General features: G+C 71.1%; 24 protein-coding genes and 1 pseudogene. 9 read left to right on the forward strand and 16 right to left on the reverse strand.

The window, feature by feature from the left end; all coding sequences use genetic code 11:
- Positions 1–6 precede the first annotated feature (6 nt).
- The 4 genes from QMZ92_RS11325 to QMZ92_RS11340 form a co-directional block, all read right to left on the reverse strand.
- A complete protein-coding gene (locus QMZ92_RS11325; RefSeq protein WP_283297126.1) occupies positions 7–912 on the reverse strand; it encodes a patatin-like phospholipase family protein in 906 nt (301 codons plus the stop codon).
- Positions 913–979: 67 nt separating this feature from the next.
- On the reverse strand, positions 980–2,149 hold the full coding sequence (tuf, locus tag QMZ92_RS11330; RefSeq protein ID WP_283297127.1) for an elongation factor Tu: 1,170 nt from the start codon (positions 2,147–2,149) through the stop codon (positions 980–982).
- Positions 2,150–2,261: 112 nt separating this feature from the next.
- The gene (locus QMZ92_RS11335; RefSeq protein WP_283297128.1) at positions 2,262–2,450 is read right to left on the reverse strand and encodes a hypothetical protein; all 189 of its coding nucleotides are present in this window, start codon (positions 2,448–2,450) and stop codon (positions 2,262–2,264) included.
- 86 nt (positions 2,451–2,536) lie between these two features.
- Positions 2,537–3,235, reverse strand: coding sequence for a DNA alkylation repair protein (locus QMZ92_RS11340; protein WP_283297130.1), 699 nt, complete (start codon positions 3,233–3,235; stop codon positions 2,537–2,539).
- Positions 3,236–3,284: 49 nt separating this feature from the next.
- Between QMZ92_RS11340 and QMZ92_RS11345 the strand changes: the two genes are divergently transcribed.
- The 5 genes from QMZ92_RS11345 to lnt all read left to right on the forward strand — a co-directional run bounded on the left by QMZ92_RS11345 (position 3,285) and on the right by lnt (position 9,921).
- Positions 3,285–3,992 (forward strand): TVP38/TMEM64 family protein, encoded by a 708-nt coding sequence (locus QMZ92_RS11345; protein ID WP_283297131.1) that lies wholly within the window; start codon positions 3,285–3,287, stop codon positions 3,990–3,992.
- Positions 3,993–4,597: 605 nt separating this feature from the next.
- Positions 4,598–5,470 (forward strand): undecaprenyl-diphosphate phosphatase, encoded by an 873-nt coding sequence (locus QMZ92_RS11350; RefSeq protein ID WP_283297132.1) that lies wholly within the window; start codon positions 4,598–4,600, stop codon positions 5,468–5,470.
- A 279-nt stretch (positions 5,471–5,749) separates the two neighbouring features.
- Entirely contained in the window at positions 5,750–7,732 is a 1,983-nt protein-coding gene (locus QMZ92_RS11355; protein WP_283297311.1) for an APC family permease, read from the forward strand.
- 49 nt (positions 7,733–7,781) lie between these two features.
- Entirely contained in the window at positions 7,782–8,240 is a 459-nt protein-coding gene (locus tag QMZ92_RS11360) for a nuclear transport factor 2 family protein (RefSeq protein WP_283297133.1), read from the forward strand.
- A gap of 73 nt (positions 8,241–8,313) precedes the next feature.
- Positions 8,314–9,921, forward strand: coding sequence for an apolipoprotein N-acyltransferase (gene lnt / locus QMZ92_RS11365; protein WP_283297134.1), 1,608 nt, complete (start codon positions 8,314–8,316; stop codon positions 9,919–9,921).
- Here lnt and QMZ92_RS11370 read toward each other — a convergent pair.
- Positions 9,845–10,750: a Gfo/Idh/MocA family protein gene (locus tag QMZ92_RS11370; RefSeq protein WP_283297312.1), complete on the reverse strand. Its 906-nt coding sequence runs from the start codon at positions 10,748–10,750 to the stop codon at positions 9,845–9,847. The genes lnt and QMZ92_RS11370 overlap by 77 nt on opposite strands.
- Before the next feature lie 717 nt (positions 10,751–11,467).
- On the opposite strand from QMZ92_RS11370, the gene QMZ92_RS11375 reads away from it, so the two are divergent.
- Positions 11,468–11,977 carry a DinB family protein gene (locus QMZ92_RS11375; RefSeq protein ID WP_283297135.1) on the forward strand — a complete coding sequence of 170 codons (510 nt, stop codon included), beginning with the start codon at positions 11,468–11,470 and terminating at the stop codon, positions 11,975–11,977.
- Positions 11,978–12,028: 51 nt separating this feature from the next.
- On the opposite strand, the gene QMZ92_RS11380 is transcribed toward QMZ92_RS11375, so the two are convergent.
- From QMZ92_RS11380 to QMZ92_RS11415, 8 genes and pseudogenes are all read right to left on the reverse strand, one after another.
- Positions 12,029–12,505 (reverse strand): hypothetical protein, encoded by a 477-nt coding sequence (locus QMZ92_RS11380; RefSeq protein WP_283297136.1) that lies wholly within the window; start codon positions 12,503–12,505, stop codon positions 12,029–12,031.
- A 109-nt stretch (positions 12,506–12,614) separates the two neighbouring features.
- A complete protein-coding gene (ung, locus tag QMZ92_RS11385; RefSeq protein ID WP_283297137.1) occupies positions 12,615–13,298 on the reverse strand; it encodes a uracil-DNA glycosylase in 684 nt (227 codons plus the stop codon).
- A gap of 100 nt (positions 13,299–13,398) precedes the next feature.
- Positions 13,399–14,979, reverse strand: coding sequence for an ABC transporter substrate-binding protein (locus QMZ92_RS11390; protein WP_283297138.1), 1,581 nt, complete (start codon positions 14,977–14,979; stop codon positions 13,399–13,401).
- 118 nt (positions 14,980–15,097) lie between these two features.
- The gene (locus tag QMZ92_RS11395; RefSeq protein ID WP_138056447.1) at positions 15,098–15,871 is read right to left on the reverse strand and encodes an SDR family oxidoreductase; all 774 of its coding nucleotides are present in this window, start codon (positions 15,869–15,871) and stop codon (positions 15,098–15,100) included.
- 16 nt (positions 15,872–15,887) lie between these two features.
- Positions 15,888–16,649, reverse strand: coding sequence for a 3-oxoacyl-ACP reductase FabG (fabG, locus tag QMZ92_RS11400; protein ID WP_283297140.1), 762 nt, complete (start codon positions 16,647–16,649; stop codon positions 15,888–15,890).
- 182 nt (positions 16,650–16,831) lie between these two features.
- Positions 16,832–17,227 (reverse strand): DUF3037 domain-containing protein, encoded by a 396-nt coding sequence (locus tag QMZ92_RS11405; RefSeq protein ID WP_138056445.1) that lies wholly within the window; start codon positions 17,225–17,227, stop codon positions 16,832–16,834.
- Positions 17,224–18,078: a HipA family kinase gene (locus tag QMZ92_RS11410; protein ID WP_283297141.1), complete on the reverse strand. Its 855-nt coding sequence runs from the start codon at positions 18,076–18,078 to the stop codon at positions 17,224–17,226. Before QMZ92_RS11410 ends, QMZ92_RS11405 begins: the two co-directional genes overlap by 4 nt.
- A gap of 655 nt (positions 18,079–18,733) precedes the next feature.
- Positions 18,734–19,068 (reverse strand): annotated as a pseudogene (locus tag QMZ92_RS11415) (IS982 family transposase); the annotation flags it as partial.
- Between the two features lie 217 nt (positions 19,069–19,285).
- Between QMZ92_RS11415 and QMZ92_RS11420 the strand changes: the two are divergent.
- Complete coding sequence (locus QMZ92_RS11420) at positions 19,286–19,699, forward strand: hypothetical protein (RefSeq protein WP_283297143.1); 414 nt, start codon at positions 19,286–19,288, stop codon at positions 19,697–19,699.
- Between the two features lie 17 nt (positions 19,700–19,716).
- Here QMZ92_RS11420 and QMZ92_RS36325 read toward each other — a convergent pair.
- A protein-coding gene (locus QMZ92_RS36325) for an IS630 family transposase (protein WP_502962037.1) occupies positions 19,717–20,780 on the reverse strand; the annotation gives its coding sequence in 2 pieces (ribosomal slippage) (positions 19,717–20,333 and positions 20,333–20,780; 1,065 coding nt in all).
- 265 nt (positions 20,781–21,045) lie between these two features.
- Between QMZ92_RS36325 and QMZ92_RS11435 the strand changes: the two genes are divergently transcribed.
- Positions 21,046–21,878, forward strand: a protein-coding gene (locus QMZ92_RS11435; RefSeq protein ID WP_502962038.1) for an IS5 family transposase whose coding sequence is annotated in 2 segments (ribosomal slippage) — positions 21,046–21,388 and positions 21,388–21,878 — 834 coding nt in all. Because the reading frame shifts where the segments join, the coding sequence is not laid out codon by codon here.
- On the opposite strand, the gene QMZ92_RS11440 is transcribed toward QMZ92_RS11435, so the two are convergent.
- Both QMZ92_RS11440 and QMZ92_RS11445 read right to left on the reverse strand, forming a co-directional pair.
- Entirely contained in the window at positions 21,846–22,247 is a 402-nt protein-coding gene (locus QMZ92_RS11440; protein ID WP_283297148.1) for a hypothetical protein, read from the reverse strand. The genes QMZ92_RS11435 and QMZ92_RS11440 overlap by 33 nt on opposite strands.
- Positions 22,248–22,317: 70 nt before the next feature.
- On the reverse strand, positions 22,318–23,172 hold the full coding sequence (locus QMZ92_RS11445) for a class I SAM-dependent methyltransferase (protein WP_283297150.1): 855 nt from the start codon (positions 23,170–23,172) through the stop codon (positions 22,318–22,320).
- A gap of 142 nt (positions 23,173–23,314) precedes the next feature.
- Here QMZ92_RS11445 and QMZ92_RS11450 point away from each other — a divergent pair, with 142 nt between their 5' ends.
- A complete protein-coding gene (locus tag QMZ92_RS11450; RefSeq protein ID WP_283297151.1) occupies positions 23,315–23,896 on the forward strand; it encodes a TetR/AcrR family transcriptional regulator in 582 nt (193 codons plus the stop codon).
- Positions 23,897–23,962: the final 66 nt, after the last annotated feature.

A 23,962-nucleotide genomic window follows, 5' to 3' on the forward strand; every position in this document is an offset into this window, starting at 1 on the left:
CGGGGTTCAGACGGGCAGGACCGCCCGTACGGCGTCCACGTGCGCAACCGCCTGGGCCCGGCCGGCGCGGGCGGCGGGCGCCCGTCGCGCGGGGTCCAGCACATTGCGCCCGAACGCCCTCCGGGCCGCGCGGTCCGGAGTGATCAGTACGACGCGCGCCCCGGCCGCGGCGAGCCGGGCCGCCTGGGCACGTGCGGACGGCACGGGGCCGCCACCGACCGAGATGGGCGCGACGATGACGACTGTGGCGTACCCGGCCGCGAGATCCGCGTTCGTGGACGAGCGCACTCCGCCGTCGATGAAGCGCCGCCCGTCGATGGTGACGGGCGGCCAGACTCCCGGCACGGCGCAACTGGCGCCGACGGCGTCGAGCAGGCCGACCCCGCTCTCCCGGTCGAACGCGTGGAACTCCCCGGTGACGGCGTCCACCGCGGTGACGACGAGACGGTGCGCCGAGGGCCATTCGTGGGTGAGGAGCCGTTCGGCGAAGACGGCGCGGCGTGCCTCCTCCGGCTCGGTGCGGGTGGAGAGAGCGAGCCGTCCCATGCGCGCGCCGTACGCCTCGGCGTCCCGTGAGCGCAGCACCCCCCAGACGTAGCGGGCGAGCACGGTGGGCCCCATGCCGGCGGGCACCTCCCCCTCCGGGTCGGCGAGCTGACGCTCATACAGCTCCGGAAGGGTGAGCAGTCCGGAGGAGAGCTGGACGCCGACCACGGATCCCGCCGACGTACCGACGACCAGGTCGGCCGCGCGGACGTCCGCCCCGGCCTCGGCGAGACCGTGCAGGACGCCGATCTCCCAGCCGATGCCGGCGAGCCCGCCCCCGCCGAGCACGAGCGCGGTCCCCCGTCGCCCCGACGGTGCTCCCCCTCCGGTTACCCGCTCCGCACCTCTGTGATCCATGTCCGCCATGGATGCAGTGTGACGTGTACGGGGCGGATCCGCCGCCCGTGGTGGCGGGCGGCGGATCCCGACCGCGTCAGACCAGACCGGTGACGGTACCCGCGCCGACGGTCCGGCCGCCCTCGCGGATCGCGAAGCCCAGGCCGGGCTCCAACGGCACGTCGCGGCCCAGCTCGACCGTCATGTCGACCGTGTCGCCCGGCCGGGCGACCGCCGCCCCGCCCAGGTCCACGTCCCCGACGACGTCCGTCGTCCGGATGTAGAACTGCGGCCGGTAGCCGGTGGTGATCGGTGTCGTCCGGCCTCCCTCACGGCCGGACAGCACATACACCTGTGCGCTGAACCGACGGCTCGGCGTCACACTGCCGGGAGCGGCCACCACGTGGCCGCGGCGGACCGCGTCGCGCGGAACGCCCCGCAGCAGCAGGGCCACGTTGTCCCCGGCCTCCGCGGAGTCCATGGGCTTGCCGAAGGTCTCCAGACCGGTGACGACCGTGGCCGTGTCGGCCCCGAGCACCTCGACCTGGTCGCCGACGCGGACGGTGCCCCGCTCGACCGCCCCGGTGACGACCGTGCCCCGGCCGGTGATGGTGAGGACGTTCTCCACCGGAAGGAGGAACGGCGCGTCCGTGTAGCGGACCGGCATCGGCACATAGGTGTCGACGGCGTCGAGCAGCGCCTCCACGGCGGCCGTCCAGCGCGGGTCCCCCTCCAGCGCCCTGAGGCCGGAGACCCGCACGACCGGCACCGAGTCCCCGCCGTATCCGTGCGCGGTCAGCAGCTCGCGCACCTCCAGCTCGACGAGGTCGGTCAGCTCGGGGTCGCCCGCGTCGGCCTTGTTCAGGGCCACGACGATGTGGTCGACGCCGACCTGACGGGCCAGCAGGACGTGCTCCGCGGTCTGCGGCATGATCCCGTCCAGCGCGGAGACGACGAGGATGGCGCCGTCCAGCTGGGCGGCACCGGTGACCATGTTCTTCACGTAGTCGGCGTGCCCGGGCATGTCGACGTGGGCGTAGTGCCGGGTGTCGGTCTCGTACTCGACGTGCGCGATGTTGATGGTGATGCCGCGGGCGGCCTCCTCAGGGGCGCGGTCGATCCTGTCGAACGGCACGAAGGTGCCGGTCCCGCGCTCGCTGAGGACCTTGGTGATGGCCGCGGTCAGGGTGGTCTTGCCGTGGTCCACGTGGCCCATGGTGCCGATGTTGAGGTGCGGCTTGGTGCGCACGTATGCCGTCTTGGGCATGGCTGTCGCAGTTCCTTCCCGGAACTCGAAAGATGGACTCCGCGTCGCGGAGGGGGACCCCGGGCCGTACCGACCCTCCCCCTGCGGGGTCCGCCGGACGATCCGGGGAGAGTCAGCTTCGGGCGCCGTCGGCGGCTGCCGACGCGGCGGCCGCGACGAAGGCGGCCGCGACGAAGGCGGCCGCGACGAAGGCGGCCGCGACGGCGAGGACCGCGGGGAATGCCGTGGAGGCGGGGAAGCGGGCAGCCTCCGGCGCGTCCGCGACTGCGGACGGCGCTGCGGGGAAGGTCTGCCGGAACATGCGTCGATGATCTCCGACGTCGCCGGCTCCCGTCGAATGGTTTTCCACGGGCAGGCCCGGCGGGCCGTGGCGGGCTCCGCCGGACGTCAGAGGTTCTTCAGCGCTTCCCGCACGGAGAGCGGCGCGAGCCGGCCGCGGGCGGAGTCGACGAAGGCGCGTACGGCGTCCGGGGCGGTCTTGGCGTACTCGCGCAGGCTCCATCCGATGGCCTTGCGGATGAAGAAGTCCGGGTGGCCGGACCGGCGAAGGCAGTACCGGAACAGCCGTTCCTCGTCCGTGGCCTCTTTGTGGCGCAGCTGGTGGAGCAGGGCCGTCCGGGCGACCCAGAGGTCGTCGTCCTCGATCCAGCGGTCCATCACGCGGACCAGCGCGGGATCCGCGACGACGAGCGGGCCGACGACGTGCGCGGCGAGGGTGTCCACGGTGTCCCACCAGGAGACGGTGGTGATCAGCCGGCGCGTCACCGGGATGAACTCCGAGGAGCAGCGTCCGACGTGTCGCCGCAGGTAGTCGGCGGCGAAGTAGTGGTACTCGCGCTCGGGCAGCTCCCAGCAGCGCAGGGCTACGGCCGTGCAGTCGGCCTCCGTGGGCGGGGGCGTGCCGTCGAGGACCGTCCGGGACAGCGCGCGGCGTTCGGGGGTGCGGATCCCGAGGAAGGGCGCGGCGTCCTTCATGTACGCGGCGGCCTCCCGGGCCCGGACCGGGTCGGCGGCCGCCGGGTAGGTCGCGGTGAGCCGTCCGAGCACCGTGTCGGCGAGGGCGCTGCGCGGCACCGGAGGCGTCATGTGCCACACCTTACGGCGATCACACCGCGCGTTCGGTTAGTCTCCCCGGATGCTCGACCCCGTCTCCGGGCCGCGCGACGGCTTCGCTCTCCGATTCGGCCGCGTCCTTCTCTCCCCCTGGTCCCGCCTGGCCCTGCTCGTCGCCGTCCTGGCGGCCGCGGCGTCGGCGGTCGTGGCCTACGAGCCGCAGCGTCTGCTGGTGGCGGGCTGGCCGCCCCAGGTCGGCGGCGCGACCGCGGTGGCGCTCTTCGCCGCGGCGTACGGGCTGTGCACCGCGGCGTTCGTCCCGCGCCCCCTGCTGAACCTGGCCGCGGGAGCGCTCTTCGGTTCGCAGACCGGTCTGGCGGCCGCGATCGCCGGCACGGTCCTGGGCGCGGGCATCGCCTTCACCCTGGGACGGTTCCTCGGTCAGGAGGCGCTGCGGCCACTGCTGCGCGGCCGCTTGCTCGAGGCCGCCGACGGCCAGTTGAGCCGGCACGGGTTCCGCTCGATGCTCGCGCTGCGGCTCTTCCCCGGCATCCCCTTCGCCGCCACCAACTACTGCGCCGCCGTGTCCCGCATGGGCTATGTCCCCTTCCTGCTGGCCACCGGCCTCGGCTCGGTCCCGAACACCGCGGCGTACGTGATCGCCGGCAGCACCGCGGCCTCGCCGACATCGCCCGTCTTCCTGGCCGCGACGGGCTTCATCGTCGTCTCGGCCCTGGTCGGCGCCACCGTCGCCTGGTGCAAGCGCCACGGCCTGTCGCGCGGCGCCTGACGGACCGGTACGAGTCGCTCTCGACCGCGCCCAGCAGCGGCCCCTCCCACCGCTGGGCGGGCATCGCCGCCCGCGCCGTCCCGGGACCGGTCGCCGAGCACCCGCTCACCCCGTCCGCCCCCGCAAGAAGCCGTGCGTCACGGCCCGCGCGGATCGCGTGGCACCGCCTCGCGCGGGCAGCCCCGAAGACGGGACCCGCTGTGCCCGGCGGAGGCCGGACGCGGCCTCCACCCGTGCTGCTGCCGCCGATGGCGCGGGACGACCGGCGTCTCCCCGGCCGGCCGCCGACCGTGCCGGAGTACGAGCGCGGCGAGGGCCCCGGGCCGGTGGTCGTCTGCGCGTAAGGCGGGGACGAGGTCCCACCGGCACGCTGGACGCCGCATGTGCACGCGGGCGGACGGCGTCGGGGCCCGCGGAGGCTGAGCGAAGCCGCCCCCGGCCGGGCGTTCCCTGCCGGTCCCGGCCCTCGCTGCCGCCGGCGGGGCAGCCCGCCTGACACCGCGAAACCGTCGGACGCTACGCTGCCACGCGATGGGCGCATGATCGCGGCCCGTACCCGTACCCGTACCTTCCGACCTGACCAGTACTTGGACGGCTTAGCTTTCATGTCGTGGTTCGAATCACTCATCCTCGGGCTCGTCCAGGGGCTGACGGAGTTCCTCCCCATCTCCTCCAGCGCGCATCTGCGCCTGACCGCCGCCTTCGCGGGCTGGCACGACCCGGGTGCTGCGTTCACCGCGATCACCCAGATCGGCACCGAGGCGGCGGTGCTCATCTACTTCCGCAAGGACATCGCCCGCATCATCAGCGCCTGGTTCCGCTCGCTGACGGACAAGGCGATGCGCCGGGACCACGACGCCCAGATGGGCTGGCTGGTGATCGTCGGGTCCATCCCGATCGGCGTGCTCGGCGTCACGCTCAAGGACCAGATCGAGGGGCCGTTCCGCGACCTGCGGCTGACCGCCACGATGCTCATCGTCATGGGCATCGTCCTCGGTGTGGCCGACCGCCTGGCGGCCCGGGACGAGACGGGCGGCAAGCACCGCGTCGTGAGGGAGCGGAAGTCGCTGCGGGACCTGTCCGTCAAGGACGGCCTGATCTTCGGCGTGTGCCAGGCCATGGCCCTGATCCCGGGAGTCTCCCGCTCCGGGGCCACGATCAGCGGTGGCCTGCTGATGGGCTACACCCGCGAGGCGGCTGCCCGCTACTCGTTCCTGCTGGCGATCCCGGCCGTGCTCGCCTCGGGCGTCTTCGAGCTGAAGGACGCGGGCGAGGGCCATGTGTCGTGGGGCCCGACCGTCTTCGCGACGGTCGTCGCCTTCGCCGTCGGCTACGCGGTGATCGCGTGGTTCATGAGGTTCATCACGACCAAGAGCTTCATGCCGTTCGTCGTGTACCGGATCATCCTCGGCATCCTGATCTTCATCCTGGTCGGCACCGACGTACTGAGCCCCCACGCGGGCGAGTCCGCGGGCTGACACCCGGCGGTCCTCCGGGCGACGGCGACGGTGTCCGCCCCCGGCGGCGCACCTCGCGCGCCCCGCCGCTCCTCCGGGCGGGCCCATGACACCCAGCGCCCCGCTGCGCCACGGCGCGGCGGGGCGGGGCCGTGCCGGGTCCCGCGCATAACCTCGCGCCGTGTTCAACGTGACGGCGTTCCTCAAGCGGCTGGTCCTGGGCCGCGCGCTGCGGAGCGAGGAACTCGGCGAGACGCTGCTGCCCAAGCGGCTGGCGCTGCCGNGGCGTTCCTCAAGCGGCTGGTCCTGGGCCGCGCGCTGCGGAGCGAGGAACTCGGCGAGACGCTGCTGCCCAAGCGGCTGGCGCTGCCGATCTTCGCCTCGGACCCGCTCTCCTCGGTGGCCTACGCGACTCAGGAGATCCTGCTGGTCCTCACTCTGGGTGGGCTGGCGTACCTGCACTTCACCCCGTGGATCGCGGCTGCGGTCGTGTTCCTGATGACCGTGGTCGTGCTGTCGTACCGCCAGGTGGTGCACGCCTACCCGAGCGGCGGCGGGTCCTACGAGGTCGCCTCGACCAACCTCGGGCCCTCGGCCGGACTCGTGGTCGCCGCGGCGCTGCTGGTCGACTACGTGATGACCGTGGCCGTGTCCGTGGCCTCCGGTGTCGACAACGTCATCTCGGCGGTGCCGGCGCTGGCCGAGTACCGCGTGCCGATGGCACTGGTCTTCGTCGGGCTGCTGACCGCGGTCAACCTGCGCGGAGTGCGCGAGTCGGGCCGGGCGTTCGCCGCGCCGACGTATCTGTTCATCGCCGGGGTGCTCGTGATGTGCGGGACGGGACTGCTCCGCCGCCTCCTCGGCGATCCTCCGGTGGCGGCGACCGCGCAGTACGGGATCGAGCCGGTCCCGGCGGAGGCGAACCTGGTCGGTCTCGCCCTGGTGATGCTGGTCCTGCGGGCCTTCACCAGCGGCTGCACCGCGCTGACCGGCGTGGAGGCGATCTCGAACGGCGTGCCCGCATTCCGCAGGCCGAAGTCGCGCAACGCGGCCGCCACCATGGCCGCGATGGGGCTCATCGCCGTGACGATGTTCGTCGGCGTCACCACGCTCGCGATCGTCGCCGACGTCCGCGTCACCGACGACCCCTGCCGGCTGACGGGCCTGCCCGACTGCGAGAACTACACGCAGCGCACCGTCATCGCGCAGCTGGCCGCCGCCGTGTTCGGCGGGGACGGCAGCTTCGGCTTCTTCTACGTCCAGGCCGCCACCGCGCTCGTCCTGATCCTCGCCGCGAACACCGCCTTCAACGGCTTCCCGCTGCTCGCCTCGATCCTCGCGCAGCACCGCTATCTGCCCCGCCAGTTGCACAACCGGGGTGACCGGCTCGCCTTCTCCAACGGCATCCTGGCGCTCGCGGTCGTGGCGGGGGTACTGCTGTGGGCGTACCGCGCGAACGTCACGAGTCTCATCCACCTCTACATCCTCGGTGTGTTCACCTCCTTCACGCTCTGTCAGACCGGCATGGTCCTGCACTGGGGCCGTGAACTGCGCACGGAGACGGACCCCGCACTGCGCCGCCGTCACCGCACGTCCCGGGTCGTCAACGGGACCGGCGCGGTCATCACGGCGCTGGTGCTGGTGATCGTGCTGCTGACCAAGTTCACCGAGGGGGCCTGGCTGGCCGTCCTCGCGGCCGCGGTGCTGTGGGTGACGATGCGGGGCATCCGCAGGCACTACGACGCGACGGCGGCTGAACTGGCGGTCACCGACCCTCGCAAGGAGCTCGCGCCACCCTCCCGGGTCCTGTCGGTGGTTCTGGTATCCCGGCTGCACAAGGCCACGTTGCGGGCGCTCGCGTACGCCCGGGCCACCCGTCCGGACCGGCTGGAGGCGCTGACCGTTGCCGTCGACCGGGAGTCCGCAGCGGAGCTGAAGCGGCAGTGGGAGGAGGCCGGGATCGATGTCCCGCTGAAGGTCCTGGACTCGCCCTACCGGGAGATCACCGGCCCGGTACTGGTGTACGTGCGGTCGATCCGGCGGGAGAGCCCGAGGGATGTCGTCGCGGTGTTCATCCCCGAGTACGTCGTGGGCCACTGGTGGGAGAACGTGCTGCACAACCAGTCCGCGCTGTGGCTGAAGAGCCGGTTGCTGTTCACGCCCGGTGTGATGGTGACGAGCGTCCCCTGGCGACTGGAGTCCGCCGCCCTCGCCGACCATCCCGCCGCCCGTGCCCCGGGCGCGGTGCGCCGGGGCGAACCGGTCCCGCCGCCCCGCTCCTGACCGTGCCGGGCCTCTTGGCTCCGCGCCCCCGCTGCCCGACACTTGGCCGATGACGCAGCGCGTGGATCTCGCGACCGTGATGGACCGGCTGGCCATCGACGAAGTCGTCACCCGGTACGCGGTGGCCGTGGACGACGCCGACTGGCCCGCCTACCGGGCACTGTTCACCCGCGACGGGCGTGCCGACTACCGCGGCGCCGGAGGCGTCGAGGGACCCGCGGCCGAGGTGGCGGGCTGGCTGGCGGAGACGATGCGGCTGTTCCCCGTGCGCCAGCATCTGATCGTGAACCGGCGGGTACGTCTGCGGGACGTGGACGGCTGCCCGGGAGACCGGGCGGACGTGCAGGCGGACTACGTCAATCCGATGCGGCTGGAGTCGGGCGACGACTTCGTGGCCGGCGGCCGCTACTCGTTCGGGCTGGCACGCGGGGACGACGGCTGGCGGCTGAGCTCGGTCACCGTGCACGAGAAGTGGCGGCGTGCCGCGTTCCTCCGCGCGGCCGAATGATCGACGTGGCCTGTCCCGGCCGCGGGCCGCTCCCTCACACTGGAGGCAGACATCGCTCTCGTGGAGGCGCCGCATGCGGATTCCGGTGGACCGCCGGGAGCAGCTGACGCGGCTGCTGTCGTCGCCGTGGTGGCGCGGCGCGGCCGCGGTGACGGCGGGCGCGCTGCCCGCCCTCGCGTTCCCCGACCCCGGGTTGTGGTGGTTCGCATACGTGGCGCTCGTACCGTGGCTGCTGCTCGTCCGTACCGCTCCCACGGCCCGCCGGGCCGCTCTGGACGGCTGGCTCGGCGGCACCGGCTTCATGATCGCCGTGCACCACTGGCTGATGCCGAACCTGCACGTCTTCATCGTGGTCCTGGCGGCTCTGCTCGGGCTGCTGTGGGCCCCGTGGGGACTGCTGGTCCGGACGGCGCTGGGCGGCCGTCCCTCCCCCCGGCGGGCGGCGGTGGCGGTCGTCGTCGTCCCCTCGGGCTGGCTGGCGATCGAACTGGTCAGGTCCTGGGAGGGGCTGGGCGGGCCGTGGGGACTGCTGGGGGCGAGCCAGTGGCAGGTCCCGCCGGCGCTGCGGCTGGCCTCGGTGGGCGGGGTGTGGCTGGTGACACTGCTCGTGCTGGCGGTGAACAGCGCGGTGGCCGTGCTGGTGGCCGTTCCGCGTGCGCGGATCCCGGCGGTCGCGGCCGTCTGCGCCTGCGCGCTGGCGGTGGGCGCGGTATGGCTGTGGGCACCGCGACCGGACCGGCCGGGCGGGGTGGTCCGTGTGGCCGTCGTCCAGCCGGGGGTCGTCAACGGCCTGGGCGGGGCGGAGCGGCGTTTCGCCCGCGGTGAGGAGCTGACCCGGCAGCTGGCGGGACAGCGGCTGGACCTCGTGGTGTGGGGCGAGAGCAGTGTCGGCGCGGATCTGGCGGCGCGGCGCGACCTCGCGGCGCGGCTCGCCGCGCTGTCGCGCGAGGTGGGCGCCGAGGTGCTGGTGAACGTGGACGCCCGGCGCTCGGACCGGCGGGGCATCTACAAGAGCAGCGTGCTGGTGGGCCCCGACGGTCCGACCGGCGACCGCTACGACAAGATGCGGCTCGTGCCGTTCGGCGAGTACGTGCCGTTCCGCACCGTCCTGGGCTGGGCCACGTCGGTGGGCAGGGCCGCGGGCGAGGACCGGATGCGCGGCGGCGAGCAGGTGGTGATGGTGCTGCCGGGCGACGAGGGCCGGGCGGGGCTGCGGGTGGGGCCCCTGGTGTGCTTCGAGTCGGCGTTCCCCGACATGAGCAGAAGGCTCGCGAGGAGCGGCGCCGAACTCCTCGTGGCGCAGTCCGCGACCTCCACGTTCCAGGACAGCTGGGCGCCCGCTCAGCACGCCTCGCTGGCGGCGCTGAGGGCTGCGGAGACGGGGCGGCCGATGGTGCACGCCACCCTGACGGGTGTGAGCGCGGTGTACGGGCCGGAGGGGGAGCGGCTGGGCCCCCGGCTCGGCACGGACGAGAGCGCCGCGGCCGTCCACGAGATCCCGCTCGCCCGGGGCACGACGCCGTACGCCCGGTTCGGGGACTGGGCGGTGTACGGCGCGCTGGCCGCGCTGGGGGCGTTCTGCGCGGCCGAGGGGCTGCGCGCCCTCAGAAGGCCTGCTCCAGTGCCTCCCGCACCACCCGCTCACACAGCTCATGGGTCGCCAGTGCGTCCTGGGCGCTGAGGAACCTCTCCGCGCGGACGGCGTCGAGGAAGGCGAGCACGGCCTGCTCGATACCGCGCTGCCGGGCGACCGGCACCCAGTCGCCGCGCCGCCGCACCGACGGCTGGCCCTTGTGGTCGACGACCTCCGCGAGGTTGACCACCTCGCGCTTGGCGTCCTGTCCTGAGACCTCGAGGATCTCCTCGGCGGAGCCGCTCATCCGGTTCATCATGCCGACGGCGGTGAACCCGTCCCCCGACAGCTGCAGCACCACGTGGTGCATGCGCCCGTCGCGGACCCGGGCCCGTACGCCGGTGTGCTCGACGGGCCCGGGGAGCAGGAAGCGCAGGGTGTCGACGACGTGGATGAAGTCGTCGAGCACCAGGGTGCGGGGGTCCTCGGGGAGGCCGACCCGGTTCTTGCGCATGAGGACGAGGTCGCGCGGGTGCTCCAGGCACTGGGCGTACCCGGGGGCGAAGCGCCGGTTGAAGCCGACCGCGAGACTGGTGCGGGTCCGTTCGGAGAGCTCCACCAGCCGCTGCGAGTCGTCGAGTTCGTACGCGAGGGGCTTGTCGACGTACGTGGGGACTCCGGCCTCCAGCAGCCGGGTCGCGATCCCCGGGTGCACGGTGGTCGGGGCGTGGACGAAGGCGGCGTCGAGCCCGGCGGCGAGGAGGGAGTCCAGGGTGGTGTGGCACTGGCGGCCCGGGATGCGGTGGGCCGCCGCGACCCGGTCGAGGGTGGCCGTCGTCCGGGTCTGCAGATGCAGTTCGACGCCCGGCAGGGTGGTGAGGACCGGCAGATAGGCCTTCTGCGCGATGTCCCCGAGCCCGATGCAGCCGATCTTCACCTGGACCTCCCCAGTCCGCCCTGTCCTGCGTGCCGTCAGCGCGGATCGGCCGTCCGCGCCGCTCCGGCAGCATACGTCCGCCCGGGCGGACGCCAAGTCCGCGATGCCGTCGAGACCGCGCAGGACGATTCCGGGTCCGATCCGGGAGGCGCCCCGGATGAGCGCGTTGCGCGCGGCGACGGCCGACGCGCCGCCGGGCATGGCCACGCCCGGACCCGGCAGGCACTGCTGGGGAGTGGCGTGCGCAGGGCCGGTCCAGCAGCGGGGCCCAGGTGCCCGCGCCCGCCGGGATGCCCCCGCCCCGCTGCGGCACGGAGAAACCGCTCGACGTGCTCTCCCTCGCGCTGCACCGCTGTCCGACGGTCACCGCCGACTGCCGGTCTGCCGGTACGAGCCGGCGCTCGAGGCCGCACGCCGTCCGGAACTGCCGGGCCTTCTACGACCGGGCGGCGGCGACCTTCCGCGGGCCTCTGGAGGCGCTGATGGCCGGACCCGGATCGGCCGAGCCGGAGCGGCACGCCCTGTCACTGGTGGCCCGGTGCGAAGGGCCGAGGTTCTCCTGCGCCGTCGGTTCGTACCACGCCTCCGTACCCGGGAGGCAGGAGCTCCGGAAGGGCTTCGCGGAACTGATCGGCGGGATGCCGGGCCGCGCGATCCGGCCGGAGCCGTCCCTGAAACGGGTGGCGGCGGATCCTGCGCGTCGTCGAGGATCGGGCCATGACGACACGAGAACGGACCGGGGTGTCCACGGTCGCGGGCGAGCGGGAGATGCTCGAAGGCTGGCTCGACTTCCACCGCGAGACCCTCGCCCTCAAGTGCGCCGGACTCGGCGACGAGCAGCTGAGGGAGACGTCAGTGCCGCCGTCCGGGCTGAGTCTGCTCGGACTGGTGCGGCACATGGCCGAGGTCGAGCGGATCTGGTTCCGCAGGGTCCTCGAGGGTGAGGCCGCCCCACCCCTCTACTTCAGCGAGGAGGATCCGGACGGGGAGTTCCACCTCGGGCCGGCCGACACCTTCGAGGCGGCGGAGACCGTCTGGCGTGCCGAGATCGGACGGGCCCGCGAGCTGGCCGCGTCACGGTCCCTGGACGACACCTCCAACGAGGAGCGGCACGGGAAGCGGTTCAGCCTCCGCTGGATCTACGTCCACATGATCGAGGAGTACGCCCGGCACAACGGACACGCGGATCTCCTCCGGGAGCGGATCGACGGGACCACGGGAGCCTGAGACGGCCTCACCCGTCGCGGCAGGCGGCGCCTCAGGCTGTCGGGCAGGTCGTCAGAGGCCGGACAACCGCCGGTCCAGCCGGTCGATGGCCGCCCGCACCCCATCGCCGTAGCCGTCGTCCCCGAGTGCGGCCGAGGCCGCCCTGGCACGGTCCAGATGGGCCCGGGCGGCCTCGGGGCGATGCAGCTTCAGGTAGTCGGCGGCCAGATTGAGATGGAGCGAGGGATAGAGCCCGCGCGCGGCGACGGCGGCCTCGTGCCGCACCGGGCGCTCTTCGGTGAGCGCCTCGGCGGCCGCGAGCGCCCGGAGGTCCCAGGCGAGCTCGTCTCCGGGATCGTCCTGGGTGTCCGCCAGATAGTGGGCGAGCGTGCAGCGGTGGAGGGGATCGCCTTCCTGGCCGAGCTGTGCCCACAGCGCGGAGAAGCGGTTGCGTGCCTCCTCGCGGTCCCCGCCGTGGAGCAGCATGATCGCCTGCCCGATCCTGGTGGTCATGACCGCGTCACCCGACGCCCCCTGCTGCTCCACCACTGCGGCCCTCCAGCACCTCGACGCGTCCTCCCGACGCTAGCCGCCACCGGAGGCAATCCGGCACAGGCTCGGGCGGTGACCCGAACCTGTCAGCCAGGTGCGCCAACCGTCAGCCCAGGTCCGGGATGCGCCAGTCGATGGCGTCGTGGCCCTGGGCGGCGACCGCCTCGTTGATCCGGGTGAACGGACGGGACCCGAAGAATCGCTTCGCGGACAGCGGCGAGGGGTGCGCGCCCTTCACCACGACATGGCGCGTCTCGTCGATCAGCGGCAGCTTCTTCTGGGCGTAGTTCCCCCACAGCACGAAGACAGCCGGGTCCGGCCGGGAGGCGACCGCACGGATCACCGCGTCGGTGAACTTCTCCCAGCCCTTGCCCTTGTGGGAGTTCGCCTCTCCGGCGCGGACGGTCAGCACCGCGTTGAGCAGCAGGACGCCCTGCTCGGCCCACGGCGTCAAGCAGCCGTTGTCCGGCACCGGCAGACCGAGCTCCTCCTGCATCTCCTTGTAGATGTTCCGCAGCGAGGGAGGGATCCTCACACCGGGGCGCACGGAGAAGCAGAGGCCGTGCCCCTGCCCCTCACCGTGATACGGGTCCTGCCCCAGGACCAGCACCTTCACCCGGTCGTAGGGCGTGGCCTCCAGCGCCGCGAAGACGTCCTCGCGAGGCGGGTACACCGGCCCCCTGGCGCGCTCGTCCTCGACGAAGTCGACGAGCTCCTTGAAGTACGGCTTCTGGAGCTCCTCGCCGAGGACGCCGCGCCAGGACTCGGGCAGCATGTCGGTGTCGGTCACGTCAACAACCTCCGGTGTGCGATCAGTTACCGACGACCCAACCTATACGCGGTCACTGACAACGCTCCCGGCGGTGGGGCGCCCGGAGGTCGGATCCGTGCTACCAGCTGGTCTGGCGGTGCAGCGTCCAGAGCTGCATGATCATCTGCGGGTCCAGGGCGCGCTCGGAGCCCGCGATCTCCTCCCGGGACGCGATGTTGATCTTGCCCTGCCACAGTGGGAGCAGACGCACGTCCTCGACCAGGATCGTCTGAGCCCGCTCGAACTTCTTGGACACCGCACCGCGGTCGCTCAGCTGGCGGGTCTGCGGCAGCAGCTGCTGGGTGATCTCAGGGCTCTCGTAGGGCGTCCCGAGCACGTTCTCCTTGCCGACGAACGGCGCGATGAAGTTGTCGGGGTCCGGGAAGTCGGGGAACCATCCTCGCCCGAAGACCGGATAGCTGCCCTTCTGGTAGCCCTCCTGGAAGTCCTTCCAGGGCTTGCCCTGGATCGAGACCTCGAACAGCTTGGACTGCTCCAGCTGCCGCTTGATCTCGGCGAACTCGGCGGCGGTGGCGGAGCCGTAGCGGTCGGTGGTGAACCAGAGGTCGAGCCGGACCGGTGTCTTGATGCCCGCTTCCTCGAGAATGTCCCGCGCCTTCGCCGCACTGGGGTCGCCGTACTTGTCGAAGAAGCTGGTCGCGTGGCCGGCGATGCCCTTGGGGACCATGGAGTACAGCGGCTCGGCCGTGCCCCGGTACACCTTGTTGATGAGCTCGCCGCGGTCGATCAGCTGGGCGATCGCCTGGCGCACCTCGACATCGCGGACGGAGGGGTCCTTGGGGTTGAACACCAGGTAGCGGATGTCGACACCGGGGCTCTCCACGATCTGGAGGCCCTCGTTCGCCTTCTTCTTCTCCTGGAGATCGGCCACCTCCTCCGCGGTCAGACCGAGGTAGGTGGCGTCGATCTCATTGCTCTTGAGCGCGGCCACCATGGCTTCCGACCGCTTGAAGTAGCGGATCGTGACGGCGTCGTTCTTGCGGTCCGCGAACCCGTTGTAGCGGGTGTTCTTCTTCAGCTCCGCCTTCGAGCTCTCCTGGTAGGACTCCAGGACGTACGGGCCGGAGCCGGTGAGCTTGCCGTCCTCCCGGAGCTTGTCCGCGGGGTACTCGGCCGGGTCCACCAGGGACATCGCGGGCGTGGCGAGGATGAACGGGAAGGTGGCGTCGGGCTTGGTCAGGTGGAAGGTGACGGTCCGGTCGTCCTCCTGCTTGACCTCGCGGAGCGAGCCGAGGAGACCGTTGGGACCGCTGTCCACATCGATCCGCTGGATGCGGTCGATGGAGTGCTTGACCGCGGCCGCGTCGAGCGGGTGGCCGTTGGAGAAGGTCAGGCCCTCACGGAGGGTGCACTGGAACGCGGTATTTGCCGGATTGGTGAATTTGCACTTCTCGGCCGCGTCCGGCTGGGGGGTGGTGCTTCCGGTCGGGAAGCTGAGAAGGGTCTGGAAGACGTTGCGGTACAGCTCCCAGGAGCTGTCCCACGCGGCGGCCGGGTCGAGGGTGCTGGGTGCACTCATCGTACCGACCACTACGTGCTGCGTCCCATCGGCGTCGTCGTCCGAAAACAGACCGCATCCCGCCACCAGGGATATGGACGCAAGGGCTGCAGCCGCCTGCAGCATCGTCCGGTTGAACACGTGCACGCTCCTCGTTCAGCCATGGGTCGGCGAACCATACCGCAGTGCCCCGCCGGAACAACGCGGTGGTCCGGCGGGGCACTTAGGGCTATCCCGAGCCATTCAGGTAGAAATCGACTCAGTGGACTCCGGCGTTAAGAAAAATACCGCCGTCCACCACGAGTGTCTGCCCCGTGATCCAGTCCGATTGGTCGGATGTGAGGAACGCCGCGGCCCCGCCGATGTCCGACGGGACGCCGAGCCGGCCCATCGGGTACGCCGCGGCGGCCTCGGCCTCCCGACCCTCGTACAGCGCCTCGGCGAACTTCGTCTTGATCACGGCGGGGGCGATCGCGTTGACCCGGACCGCCGGCGCGAACTCGTGCGCCAGCTGGAGGGTCAGATTGACCATGGCCGCCTTGCTCATGCCGTACGCCCCGATGAAGGGGGACGCGGAGAGTCCCGCGACGGACGCGATGTTCACGATCGCGCCGCCGTTCTCCTTCTGCCATGCCTTCCAGGTCTGCTGGGCGAAGCCGAGCGCCGAGATCACGTTCGTCTCGAACACCTTGCGGGCGACGTTGAGATCGAGCTCCGCGATGGGGCCGAACACCGGGTTGGTGCCGGCGTTGTTCACGAGGAAGTCGACCCGGCCGAACGCCTCCATGGCGCGTTCGACGGCGACGGCCTGGTGCGCCTCGTCGTGGGCCTTGCCCGCGACGGCGATCACCCGGTCCGCGCCGAGGCTCTCCACGGCCTCCTTCAGCGCGTCCTCCCCGCGGCCGGTGATGCACACCCGGTCGCCGCGGGCGACGAGCGCCTCGGCGACGCCGTAGCCGATGCCGCGGCTGCCGCCCGTCACCAGGGCCGCCTTGCCGGACAGCGGGGGAAGCTCTCGCTCCTGTGCGGTCATGTCGGTCGCCTCCGGTTCAGTTGAGCGGGCCGCCGGCCACGTACATGACCTGGCCCGAGACGAAGCCGGCGTCGTCGCCGGTGAAGAAGGCGATCGCGCCCGCGACGTCCTCCGGCCGGCCGACCCGCTGGACCGGGATCTGGGTGGCGGCGGCGGCCTGGAACTCCTCGAAGCCCATGCCGACCCGGGCGGCGGTCTGGGCGGTCATCTCCGTGACGATGAAGCCGGGTGCGACGGCGTTGGCGGTGACGCCGAACTTGCCGAGTTCCTTGGCGAGGGTCTTGGTGAAGCCCTGCAGACCGGCCTTGACCGCCGAGTAGTTCGCCTGCCCCCGGTTCCCCAGCGCGGAGCTGGAGGAGAGGGAGACGATACGGCCGAAGCCCGCGTCGACCATGTGCTTCTGACACGCCTTGGCCATCAGGAAAGCGCCCTTGAGGTGCACGTTCATCACGATGTCCCAGTCGGACTCGCTCATCTTGAACAGCAGGTTGTCGCGGAGCACGCCCGCGTTGTTGACGAGGACGGTCGGCGCGCCGAGCTCGGCGGCGACCCGCTCCACGGCGGCCTCCACCTGGGCGGAGTCCGAGACGTCGCAGCCGACCGCGATCGCCCTGCCGCCCGCCGAGGTGATCTTCTCGACGGTGTCCTTGCAGGCCGCCTCGTCGAGGTCGAGTACGGCCACGGCACGGCCCTCGGCCGCCAGGCGCACGGCGGTTGCGGCGCCAATGCCGCGCGCCGCCCCCGTCACGATCGCGACGCGCTGCTCGTTGCTGGACATGGTTCGTTCTCCTCGCCCTCGGATCCCTTGGATACGGCTCGCCCGGCACGGCCCGTCGACTCGACCCAGGAGGGTGAGCGACCGCTTAGTACCTTCAGCAGACGAGACGCTAGAAGCCCTGGCACCCGGTGTCAACGGCACACCGGGTGCCCCCCGTCACGCGCCCCCTCCGATGCGCTCGTTCAGCGCACCAGGACGTCCAACAGCCGCTCGACCTCGGCCTCCGGGTCGGCGGTCAGGCCGGTGTGCACGGGCCCCGGCTGGACCACGGTGGAGCGGGGCGCGATCAGCCAGCGAAAGCGCCGGCCCGCGTCGTCCCGGGCCGCCTGTCCGGCCTCCTCGCCGCCGCGGCACACACCCTCCACGGCGTGCAGTGCCGCCCGCACACCGGTGACGTCGGCCCGCGGGTCCAGCGCCCTCAGCTTGGTCTCGTCCAGGAGGGTGCGGGCGGCCACGAAGGACCTCGCGCGGCAGTAGACCACCACGCCCGCGTTGAAGCACTCACCGCGCTCGACGCGCGGGACGACGCGCAACAGCGCGTACTCGAAGACATCCCGCCTGGGATCGTGCCGGGTCACTGGCCGCCGCCCTTCGTGCTCTTCTCGGTGGAGTGCGGCCAGGGGCCGAGGTGGTCGGTGAGCCAGCCCGGCGCCTGGGACGGCCGCGGCCTGGAGGGCGCCTCCAGCGTGATGCGCTCGTGGATCGAGGCAGCCCGCGGCAGCAGGGCCTCCACATAGGCGCGGCGGACCGCGTCGGTGGTGTCGAACCCGGGCTCGTCCACGAGCCATTCGTCGGGGACGTCGGCGGCGACCTCGGTCAGCAGGTCTCGGGTGACCAGCGGGGCCAGCGCGGCGGCGGCGCCCGCGACGTCCGGCCGGAACGGCGCGAGGGCATGGTCGGACGCGTTGTACGGCTTCGCCGCCGAGGCCGCCGCCCCGGGCCAGCTGTGGTGCCAGATCATGGTGGCGCCGTGGTCGATGAGCCACAGGTCGCCGTGCCACACGAGCATGTTGGGGTTCCGCCAGGACCGGTCGACATTGTTGATCAGTGCGTCGAACCAGACGACCCTGCCCGCCTCCGCGGAGTCCACTTCGTACGCGAGCGGATCGAAGCCGATCGAGCCGGGCAGAAAGTCCATCCCGAGGTTCAGCCCGCCGCTGGCCTTCAGCAGTTCCTGCACCTCCTGGTCGGGCTCGGACAGGCCGATGACCGGGTCGAGCTGCATCCGGACCAGTTCGGGGACGCGCAGCCCGAGCCTGCGTCCCAGCTGCCCGCAGATGACCTCGGCCACCAGGGTCTTGCGCCCCTGCCCGGCCCCCGTGAACTTCATGACGTAAGTGCCGAGATCGTCCGCCTCGACGATCCCGGGGAGCGAGCCGCCCTCACGCAAAGGCGTGACATAGCGGGTCGCTACGACCTCTTCCAGCACTTTCCCAGGCCACCCATCTTTTCAGCCTTACAAACCACGGACGACTTCTCCGGGGCGTAGAGGCAGGAATCACCGGTCAACGGCGCTGGGGAGAATCTGGGGAGTTTCGGCCGGCGAGCCGGTCTCCCCGCTCCCCAAGCAGACCGTCGACGGTGCCGCGCCCCGTGCTGCCGGCTTCCGGCATGAAGTGAGCATAGTAACCGAGGGTGATCGCCGGCGAGGACTGTCCGAGCCACCGGGCCGGGGTCGCGACGGACTCTCCGGCTTCCGGCGTGATCGAGGCGTAGGTGCGCCGAAGCTCAGCCCGAACACCTCGCCCTGGCGGGGTCCGCGCCCCAGGCCGACTACGACGGCGATCCTGTTCCGCTCGCTGATGACATCGCGGACTCGCAGCGCCGTACCCATCGGCCACGCGTCGCGCCGCTCCCGTGGCGACTTGGGCCACCGCACAGATTTCGCGTGCATAGGATTGAGCGCGAGGCGCTTGTCGTCGACGACCGCTTCCAGGATGGGGGAAAGCCCGGAAAGGATGCCGCGCTGGTAGTCGACTGACGAGACTGTCGACGCCAACTTGGTTTGCGGTGATACACCGAGGTACGCGGCGGCATCCCTTGCGTTGAGAAAGCAGGCGCGTACAGCGCTGGTGGAGTCAGACGCAGTCGAGGGGCAGAACAGCGATCGCGTAGGCATAGAGCCGCGCCTGCCGGGCCAGCGCCTCGATGACTTGACTGATCAGCGGCCCGGCGGCGTTCAGCCGCTTGTTGTAGGCGGATTGCTGGGACAGGTAGCGAGAGAGGTGGCCGAGTCGGGCGTGGGCGAAACGGACCCAGTGCCTGGCGGAGGGAAAGCCGAGCAGCACCTGGGCAACCGCAAGGCACAGCAGTTCGGAGTCCGTCAGCTTCGGGGTCGCCCGATCCGTCGACAAGGCGCCACATGGTCGTCGATGAACACGTACAGTGCCGCCAGAAGGGCGTCCAGGCTTGTCTTCACACACTGGCCAACGGGCGCCCTTCCCCGTGGTACTCAACTTGATTGGGTGATGTCGGGTGGCGTGGGCCATCGGTCACCTGCGCCGGTGACCGCCGACCCACATGGGATGGCCCTCGGTGTGCATACTGTGACCGTCAGAGGGGCCGTCGTCCGACCGAACGGCGATGAGTGGGGCCGATAGGCCACGGGCCGGGCCGGACGATCAAGGAGACCAGCGATGGATGTCAAGGAATGCTGGCGCCGCTACGGGCTTCGCCCCGTCGGCGCAGACCTCGACGAGATCCGTGCACTCCTCAGAGAGCACACGGCGCGTGAGCGACGCGTCCAGGGCGCGGGCGACACTGAGCTGATGAGGCTCTGCTGCTTCCAGCTGTTCAACAGCGGCGACCTCGACGACGTGCTCCTGATCTGGAGTGCGAAGCAAGCCAGCTTCGACGCAGCGTGCTCGATCGACATCGAATTCCTGCTTGGGCACGGGCTCGACGCGACGAAGGCCCACCTCTCGGCCAACCGTGCACCTTCTGCGACGGCCGCACTGGATCGACTGCGCGAGCTCGAGGCAGACGGTGAATTCGAGGGCTTCTCAGTGGAGGAGCGCTCCGCCGTCTACGACCGGTACTACGGCGACTGACGAATCTGCAGCGCCGGTCAGTCGTCCGTGATGAGGCCGGTGCCCGCAAGGCAGCTGTCGACGAAATCCGGGCGGTACTGGATCTGCTTGAGCCTGCGCTTCACGGCCCTGGTGATCTGGCCCAGGTCGGCTGCGGCGAGGTTGCCGATGTCGCGTTTGACCAGCGACCAGATGCCCTCCTGCGGGTTCAGGTCCGGCGCGTAGGTGGGGAGTTGGAGCACTGTGAGCCAGGCGGCATTGGCGGCGATGAACTCCCGCATCCCGGCGGTCAGGTGGAAGCGGACGTTGTCCCAGACCAGCACGATCGGTCCGCCGAGCTGGATGCGGGCACGCACCAAGAGGTCGCGGAGGTCCCGCCAGCCGAAGCCCTTCGCCTCGCCCTTGCGCCCTCGGTACTCGCGGATGGCGTAGATCAGCCGGGACCGCTCGCCCGGCTTGTAGCAGGTCATACCCGCCATCGACACCCGTCCGGAGCCCCGGCCGCGAACCCGGACGACCGGGGTTCGGCCGATCCGTCCCCAGGTTCGAGAGCGCGGCGGCGTCATCGACTGGCCGGCCCCATCCTCGAAGACGATCCAGCCGTTACACGCCGCCGCACAGCTTTTACCCGTGGCCAGACCTCCTTCTTCCACAACTCAACCGCCGCATCGTCGCGCTCGATCGCCCGGCGGGTGGGCTGCTGCCACGACCGGCCGTGCCGCTTCAGCAGCCGCCACGTGCCTTCCACCGTGTACGAAACGTGGAACAGTCGACCGATCAGCGTCTTGACTCGCGCCAGCCTCCACCGCTGATCGGCCCAGCCGTGGACGAGTGGTCCACGCTCCAACTCCCGCTCCAGTCTCGCAATCTGAACTGAGCTGAGCCTGGGACGTCCAGGCGATCCCTTCGACAGGATCCCGGCCTCGCCTCGCTCGCTCCAAGCCCGGCGCCACCGCTCCACCGACCGCTCGCTCACCCGCAGCGCGGCAGCGATCTCCTGGTTCTTCTCCCCGCCCTCGAAGCGTTCCACGGCCTGCAGCCGGATCCGCTCCCGCGCGGCCCTCTCGGCGTCGGTCAGCCCGCCGCCCTGCGCGTACCTCACAGCCCCACAGCTACCGCAGCCGACAGACCGGCGTCAGGCAAACATCCCCGACATCACCCAATCAAGTTCAGTAGCAACCAGCACACACTTCGGACTCACTCATCCAACTCGGCCGTCTCCTGCGGTTCCTGCCGGTCAGCCCCGCGTCGTCCGGTGCCGAACGCCACGGGTCAAGCGAAATACGGGAAGACGCCCTAAGAACTCCTAACGAAATGATCTTCGAGATGGTTGGATCGCTCCGGAAGTGACGATCCGGGGGTGTGGGGTGGCTCGGCCGAAGCCGTGGCATGTTGACGACGAGTCGTGGTCGGTGATCGAGCCGCTGCTGCCCAAGGTTGAGCGTCGGGTGCGGCATCCAGGACGGAAGCGGCATCCGGACCGGCTGGTGTTCCAGGGCATCCTGTTCGTCCTGCACACCGGGATCAGCTGGGAACATCTCCCTCAGGAACTCGGCTTCGGGTCGGGCATGACCTGCTGGCGGCGCCTGACCGAGTGGACGGAGGCCGGCGTCTGGCCCCGGCTCCACGAGGTCCTGCTGGCCAAGCTCCGCAGCGTGAACGCCCGGGACTTCTCCCGGGCGGCTGTGGACGGGTCTCACATCCGGGCGCTACAGGGGGATCCAAGACGGGACGAAGTCCTGTCGACCGGGGCAGGACGGGCAGCAAGCACCACCTGATCACCGACGCCACCGGCATCCCGCTCACCGTCACCCTGACCGGCGGCAACCGCAACGACGTCACCCAGCTCATTCCACTGCTTCAGGCAGTGCCGTCCGTTCGGGGCAAGCGCGGCCGGCCCCGGCGCCGCCCCGACGTCGTGCTCGGTGATCGCGGCTACGACCACGACAAGTACCGCCGACTGGTCTGGGACCTCGGAGTGAAGCCGCTCATCGCCCGCCGAGGCACCGAGCACGGCTCCGGGCTCGGCACTCAACGCTGGGTCGTTGAACGCGCCTTCGCCCACCTGCACTGGTTCCGCCGCCTGCGCATCCGCTGGGAGATCCGCGATGACATCCACGAAGCCTTCCTGAGCCTGGGATGCGCACTCATCTGCTGGCGCCGTCTCTCACGGCTGGTCCGGGACGCCCCTGCTCAGTAGCCATTCCTTGACGCTCGGGGAGCTGTCCAGGAGTCGGCTGACCTGCATACCTTCGACCCGTGAGGTCACTCTCGACAGAGGGGTGAAGTCACCAGGCAGGACGTCCAGCAGGCTCATCACGCGGTCTCCCGTATGAAGTGTGATGAGCAGTTCGCACCGAATCTGACGCGGGATGCCGGGGCGATGCGGCAGGCTGTTCCACAGGGCTGGCCACAGATAGTGAGTTCCATCGGGCGCCGCATTCGCTTGCACCCATGCCTGGTCCAACCGCTGGTTGAGGCTGAACTCGCATGCCCGCTCCTCCAACCTGACCAGCGAGGTCGTATCGAGGACCTTCACCTCCCGAGGCACCGGCTCATCCGAGTTCATCGCCCCATGCTGCCCGACAGCACCCCAGCGCCTGGAACCGACCCTTCGAAGTTCATTTCGTTAGGAGTTCTTAGCCCTGCGTGCGTTCCGCCGTGACCAGCCAGGAGGTGCTCAGGAGGCGGACCATGCCGTCGGGTGTCTCGTGGGCGGCCAGGTGGGTGGTGAGCGCTTCTCGGGCGCGGTCTTGGGCGGGCGCGTCAGCCTGTTGCATGAGATGGCGGCCGGGGCCGGTGGCCAGCAGGAAGTCCGCCGCGTCCTCGGCGTCCCCGCCCCAGGCACCGTACGCCGTCACCTCATCGACCGTGACGCCGGTGTAGCCCGCGGCGGCGAGGACGGCACGAACACGTTCCGGGGCCGCGAGGGAGAACATGCCAGTGCCACCGCCCGGCATTCCGAAGCCACCGACCGGCAGGATGCCGTTCAGGGAGGCCATGGCCGTCACCCAGCCGTTGCGCTCGGGCGCGGCGGGGCAGACGAACGCGAGGCGGCCGCCGGGCCGCAGGGCGCGTCCGATGTTGCCGAATGCCTTCTCCGGGTCCGCATAGAACATCACGCCGTAGCGGCTGATGGCCGCATCGAACGCGGCCTCCTCGAAGGGGTGCACCTGCGCGTCGCCCTGAACGAAGGAGACGTTGGCCAGTCCTTCGGCCGCCGCGCGGTTGCGCGCCTCGGCAAGCATCGGCGCGGAGAGGTCCAGGCCGAGCGCACGACCCGCGGGGGCTCGACGTGCGGCAAGGCGGGTGGTCTGGCCGGCGCCGCAACCGAGGTCGAGGGTGCGGCGGTCGCCGGTGATGGCGGCGGCGGTCAGCAGCGGCTCGTTGAATCCCTCGTTGATGGCGTTCCAGCGGTCCTGATGACGCGCCCAGTGGGTGCCTTCGGGGCCGTTCCACGCTTCTGCCTGTTGAGTGTTGACCATCTCCGGCACGGGGCCTCCTCAAGTGAAAAGATAAATGGGCGATCGCCCAAACTTGCGCGCAACCACAATATGGGCGTGCGCCCATACTGGCAATGCCCATACGATTCAGACCAGAAGGACGGCAGAACACGAAGAGAGGACGGCCGGACTGATGTCACCACGCGGGGTGGCGACACCGAACGTGCGCGAGCGCTTGTTTGCGGCCGCGGAACGTGTCGTCGAGAGGGACGGACCGGGGGCGCTCACGAGCCGTGCCGTCACCACCGAGGCGGGGTGCGCCAAGGGGCTGCTGCACACGCACTTCGCGGGCTTCGACGAGTTCGTGGCCGAGCTCGTCCTCGACCGGTTCGCGCGCACCGCCGAGGGGGCCGACGCCCTGGCTGGGCTCGCCGGACAGGGCACGGTGACCGGGAACCTGGGCTCCGTCGTCCTCGCACTGTTCGACGCCGGCGGTCCCGCCCTGTCGGGCCTCGCCATGGCCCGGCCCAACGCGGCGCTCCGCATCCGCGAGGCATTCCAGGCCGGCGCGCCAGGCTTCGCGGCGATCGAGGAGGCCGTCGCCGGCTACCTCCGGGCGGAGCGGGAACTCGGCCGGGTGCCCAGCCGCGTCGACGCGGGCACGGCGGCCCTCGCTCTCGTCGGCACCTGCCACCACCTGCTGATGACCTCGTGGCCAGGCACACGCGATCCGCGCCCGGCCGTCCAACGGCTCGTCACCGCACTCGTAGGCTAGCGGCCCAAGTCAGAGATCACTAACGCGCCTGGGGTCTGATGCACGATCGGGTGACATCTGGTCGAT

Origin of the sequence: Streptomyces sp. HNM0645 (genome assembly GCF_030056615.1) — a bacterium.
Classification (GTDB): Bacteria; Actinomycetota; Actinomycetes; order Streptomycetales; family Streptomycetaceae; genus Streptomyces; species Streptomyces marianii.

Excerpts from the sequence above, each read along its gene's own strand:
- QMZ92_RS11335 (WP_283297128.1), bottom strand. The coding sequence starts at position 2,450 with ATGTTCCGGCAGACCTTCCCCGCAGCGCCGTCCGCAGTCGCGGACGCG.
- lnt (WP_283297134.1), top strand. The coding sequence starts at position 8,314 with ATGCGGATTCCGGTGGACCGCCGGGAGCAGCTGACGCGGCTGCTGTCG.
- tuf (WP_283297127.1), bottom strand. The coding sequence starts at position 2,149 with ATGCCCAAGACGGCATACGTGCGCACCAAGCCGCACCTCAACATCGGC.
- QMZ92_RS11350 (WP_283297132.1), top strand. The coding sequence starts at position 4,598 with ATGTCGTGGTTCGAATCACTCATCCTCGGGCTCGTCCAGGGGCTGACG.
- QMZ92_RS11340 (WP_283297130.1), bottom strand. The coding sequence starts at position 3,235 with ATGACGCCTCCGGTGCCGCGCAGCGCCCTCGCCGACACGGTGCTCGGA.
- QMZ92_RS11375 (WP_283297135.1), top strand. The coding sequence starts at position 11,468 with ATGACGACACGAGAACGGACCGGGGTGTCCACGGTCGCGGGCGAGCGG.
- QMZ92_RS11420 (WP_283297143.1), top strand. The coding sequence starts at position 19,286 with ATGGATGTCAAGGAATGCTGGCGCCGCTACGGGCTTCGCCCCGTCGGC.
- QMZ92_RS11325 (WP_283297126.1), bottom strand. The coding sequence starts at position 912 with ATGGCGGACATGGATCACAGAGGTGCGGAGCGGGTAACCGGAGGGGGA.
- fabG (WP_283297140.1), bottom strand. The coding sequence starts at position 16,649 with ATGTCCAGCAACGAGCAGCGCGTCGCGATCGTGACGGGGGCGGCGCGC.
- QMZ92_RS11450 (WP_283297151.1), top strand. The coding sequence starts at position 23,315 with ATGTCACCACGCGGGGTGGCGACACCGAACGTGCGCGAGCGCTTGTTT.
- QMZ92_RS11395 (WP_138056447.1), bottom strand. The coding sequence starts at position 15,871 with ATGACCGCACAGGAGCGAGAGCTTCCCCCGCTGTCCGGCAAGGCGGCC.
- QMZ92_RS11345 (WP_283297131.1), top strand. The coding sequence starts at position 3,285 with ATGCTCGACCCCGTCTCCGGGCCGCGCGACGGCTTCGCTCTCCGATTC.
- QMZ92_RS11440 (WP_283297148.1), bottom strand. The coding sequence starts at position 22,247 with ATGAACTCGGATGAGCCGGTGCCTCGGGAGGTGAAGGTCCTCGATACG.
- QMZ92_RS11360 (WP_283297133.1), top strand. The coding sequence starts at position 7,782 with ATGACGCAGCGCGTGGATCTCGCGACCGTGATGGACCGGCTGGCCATC.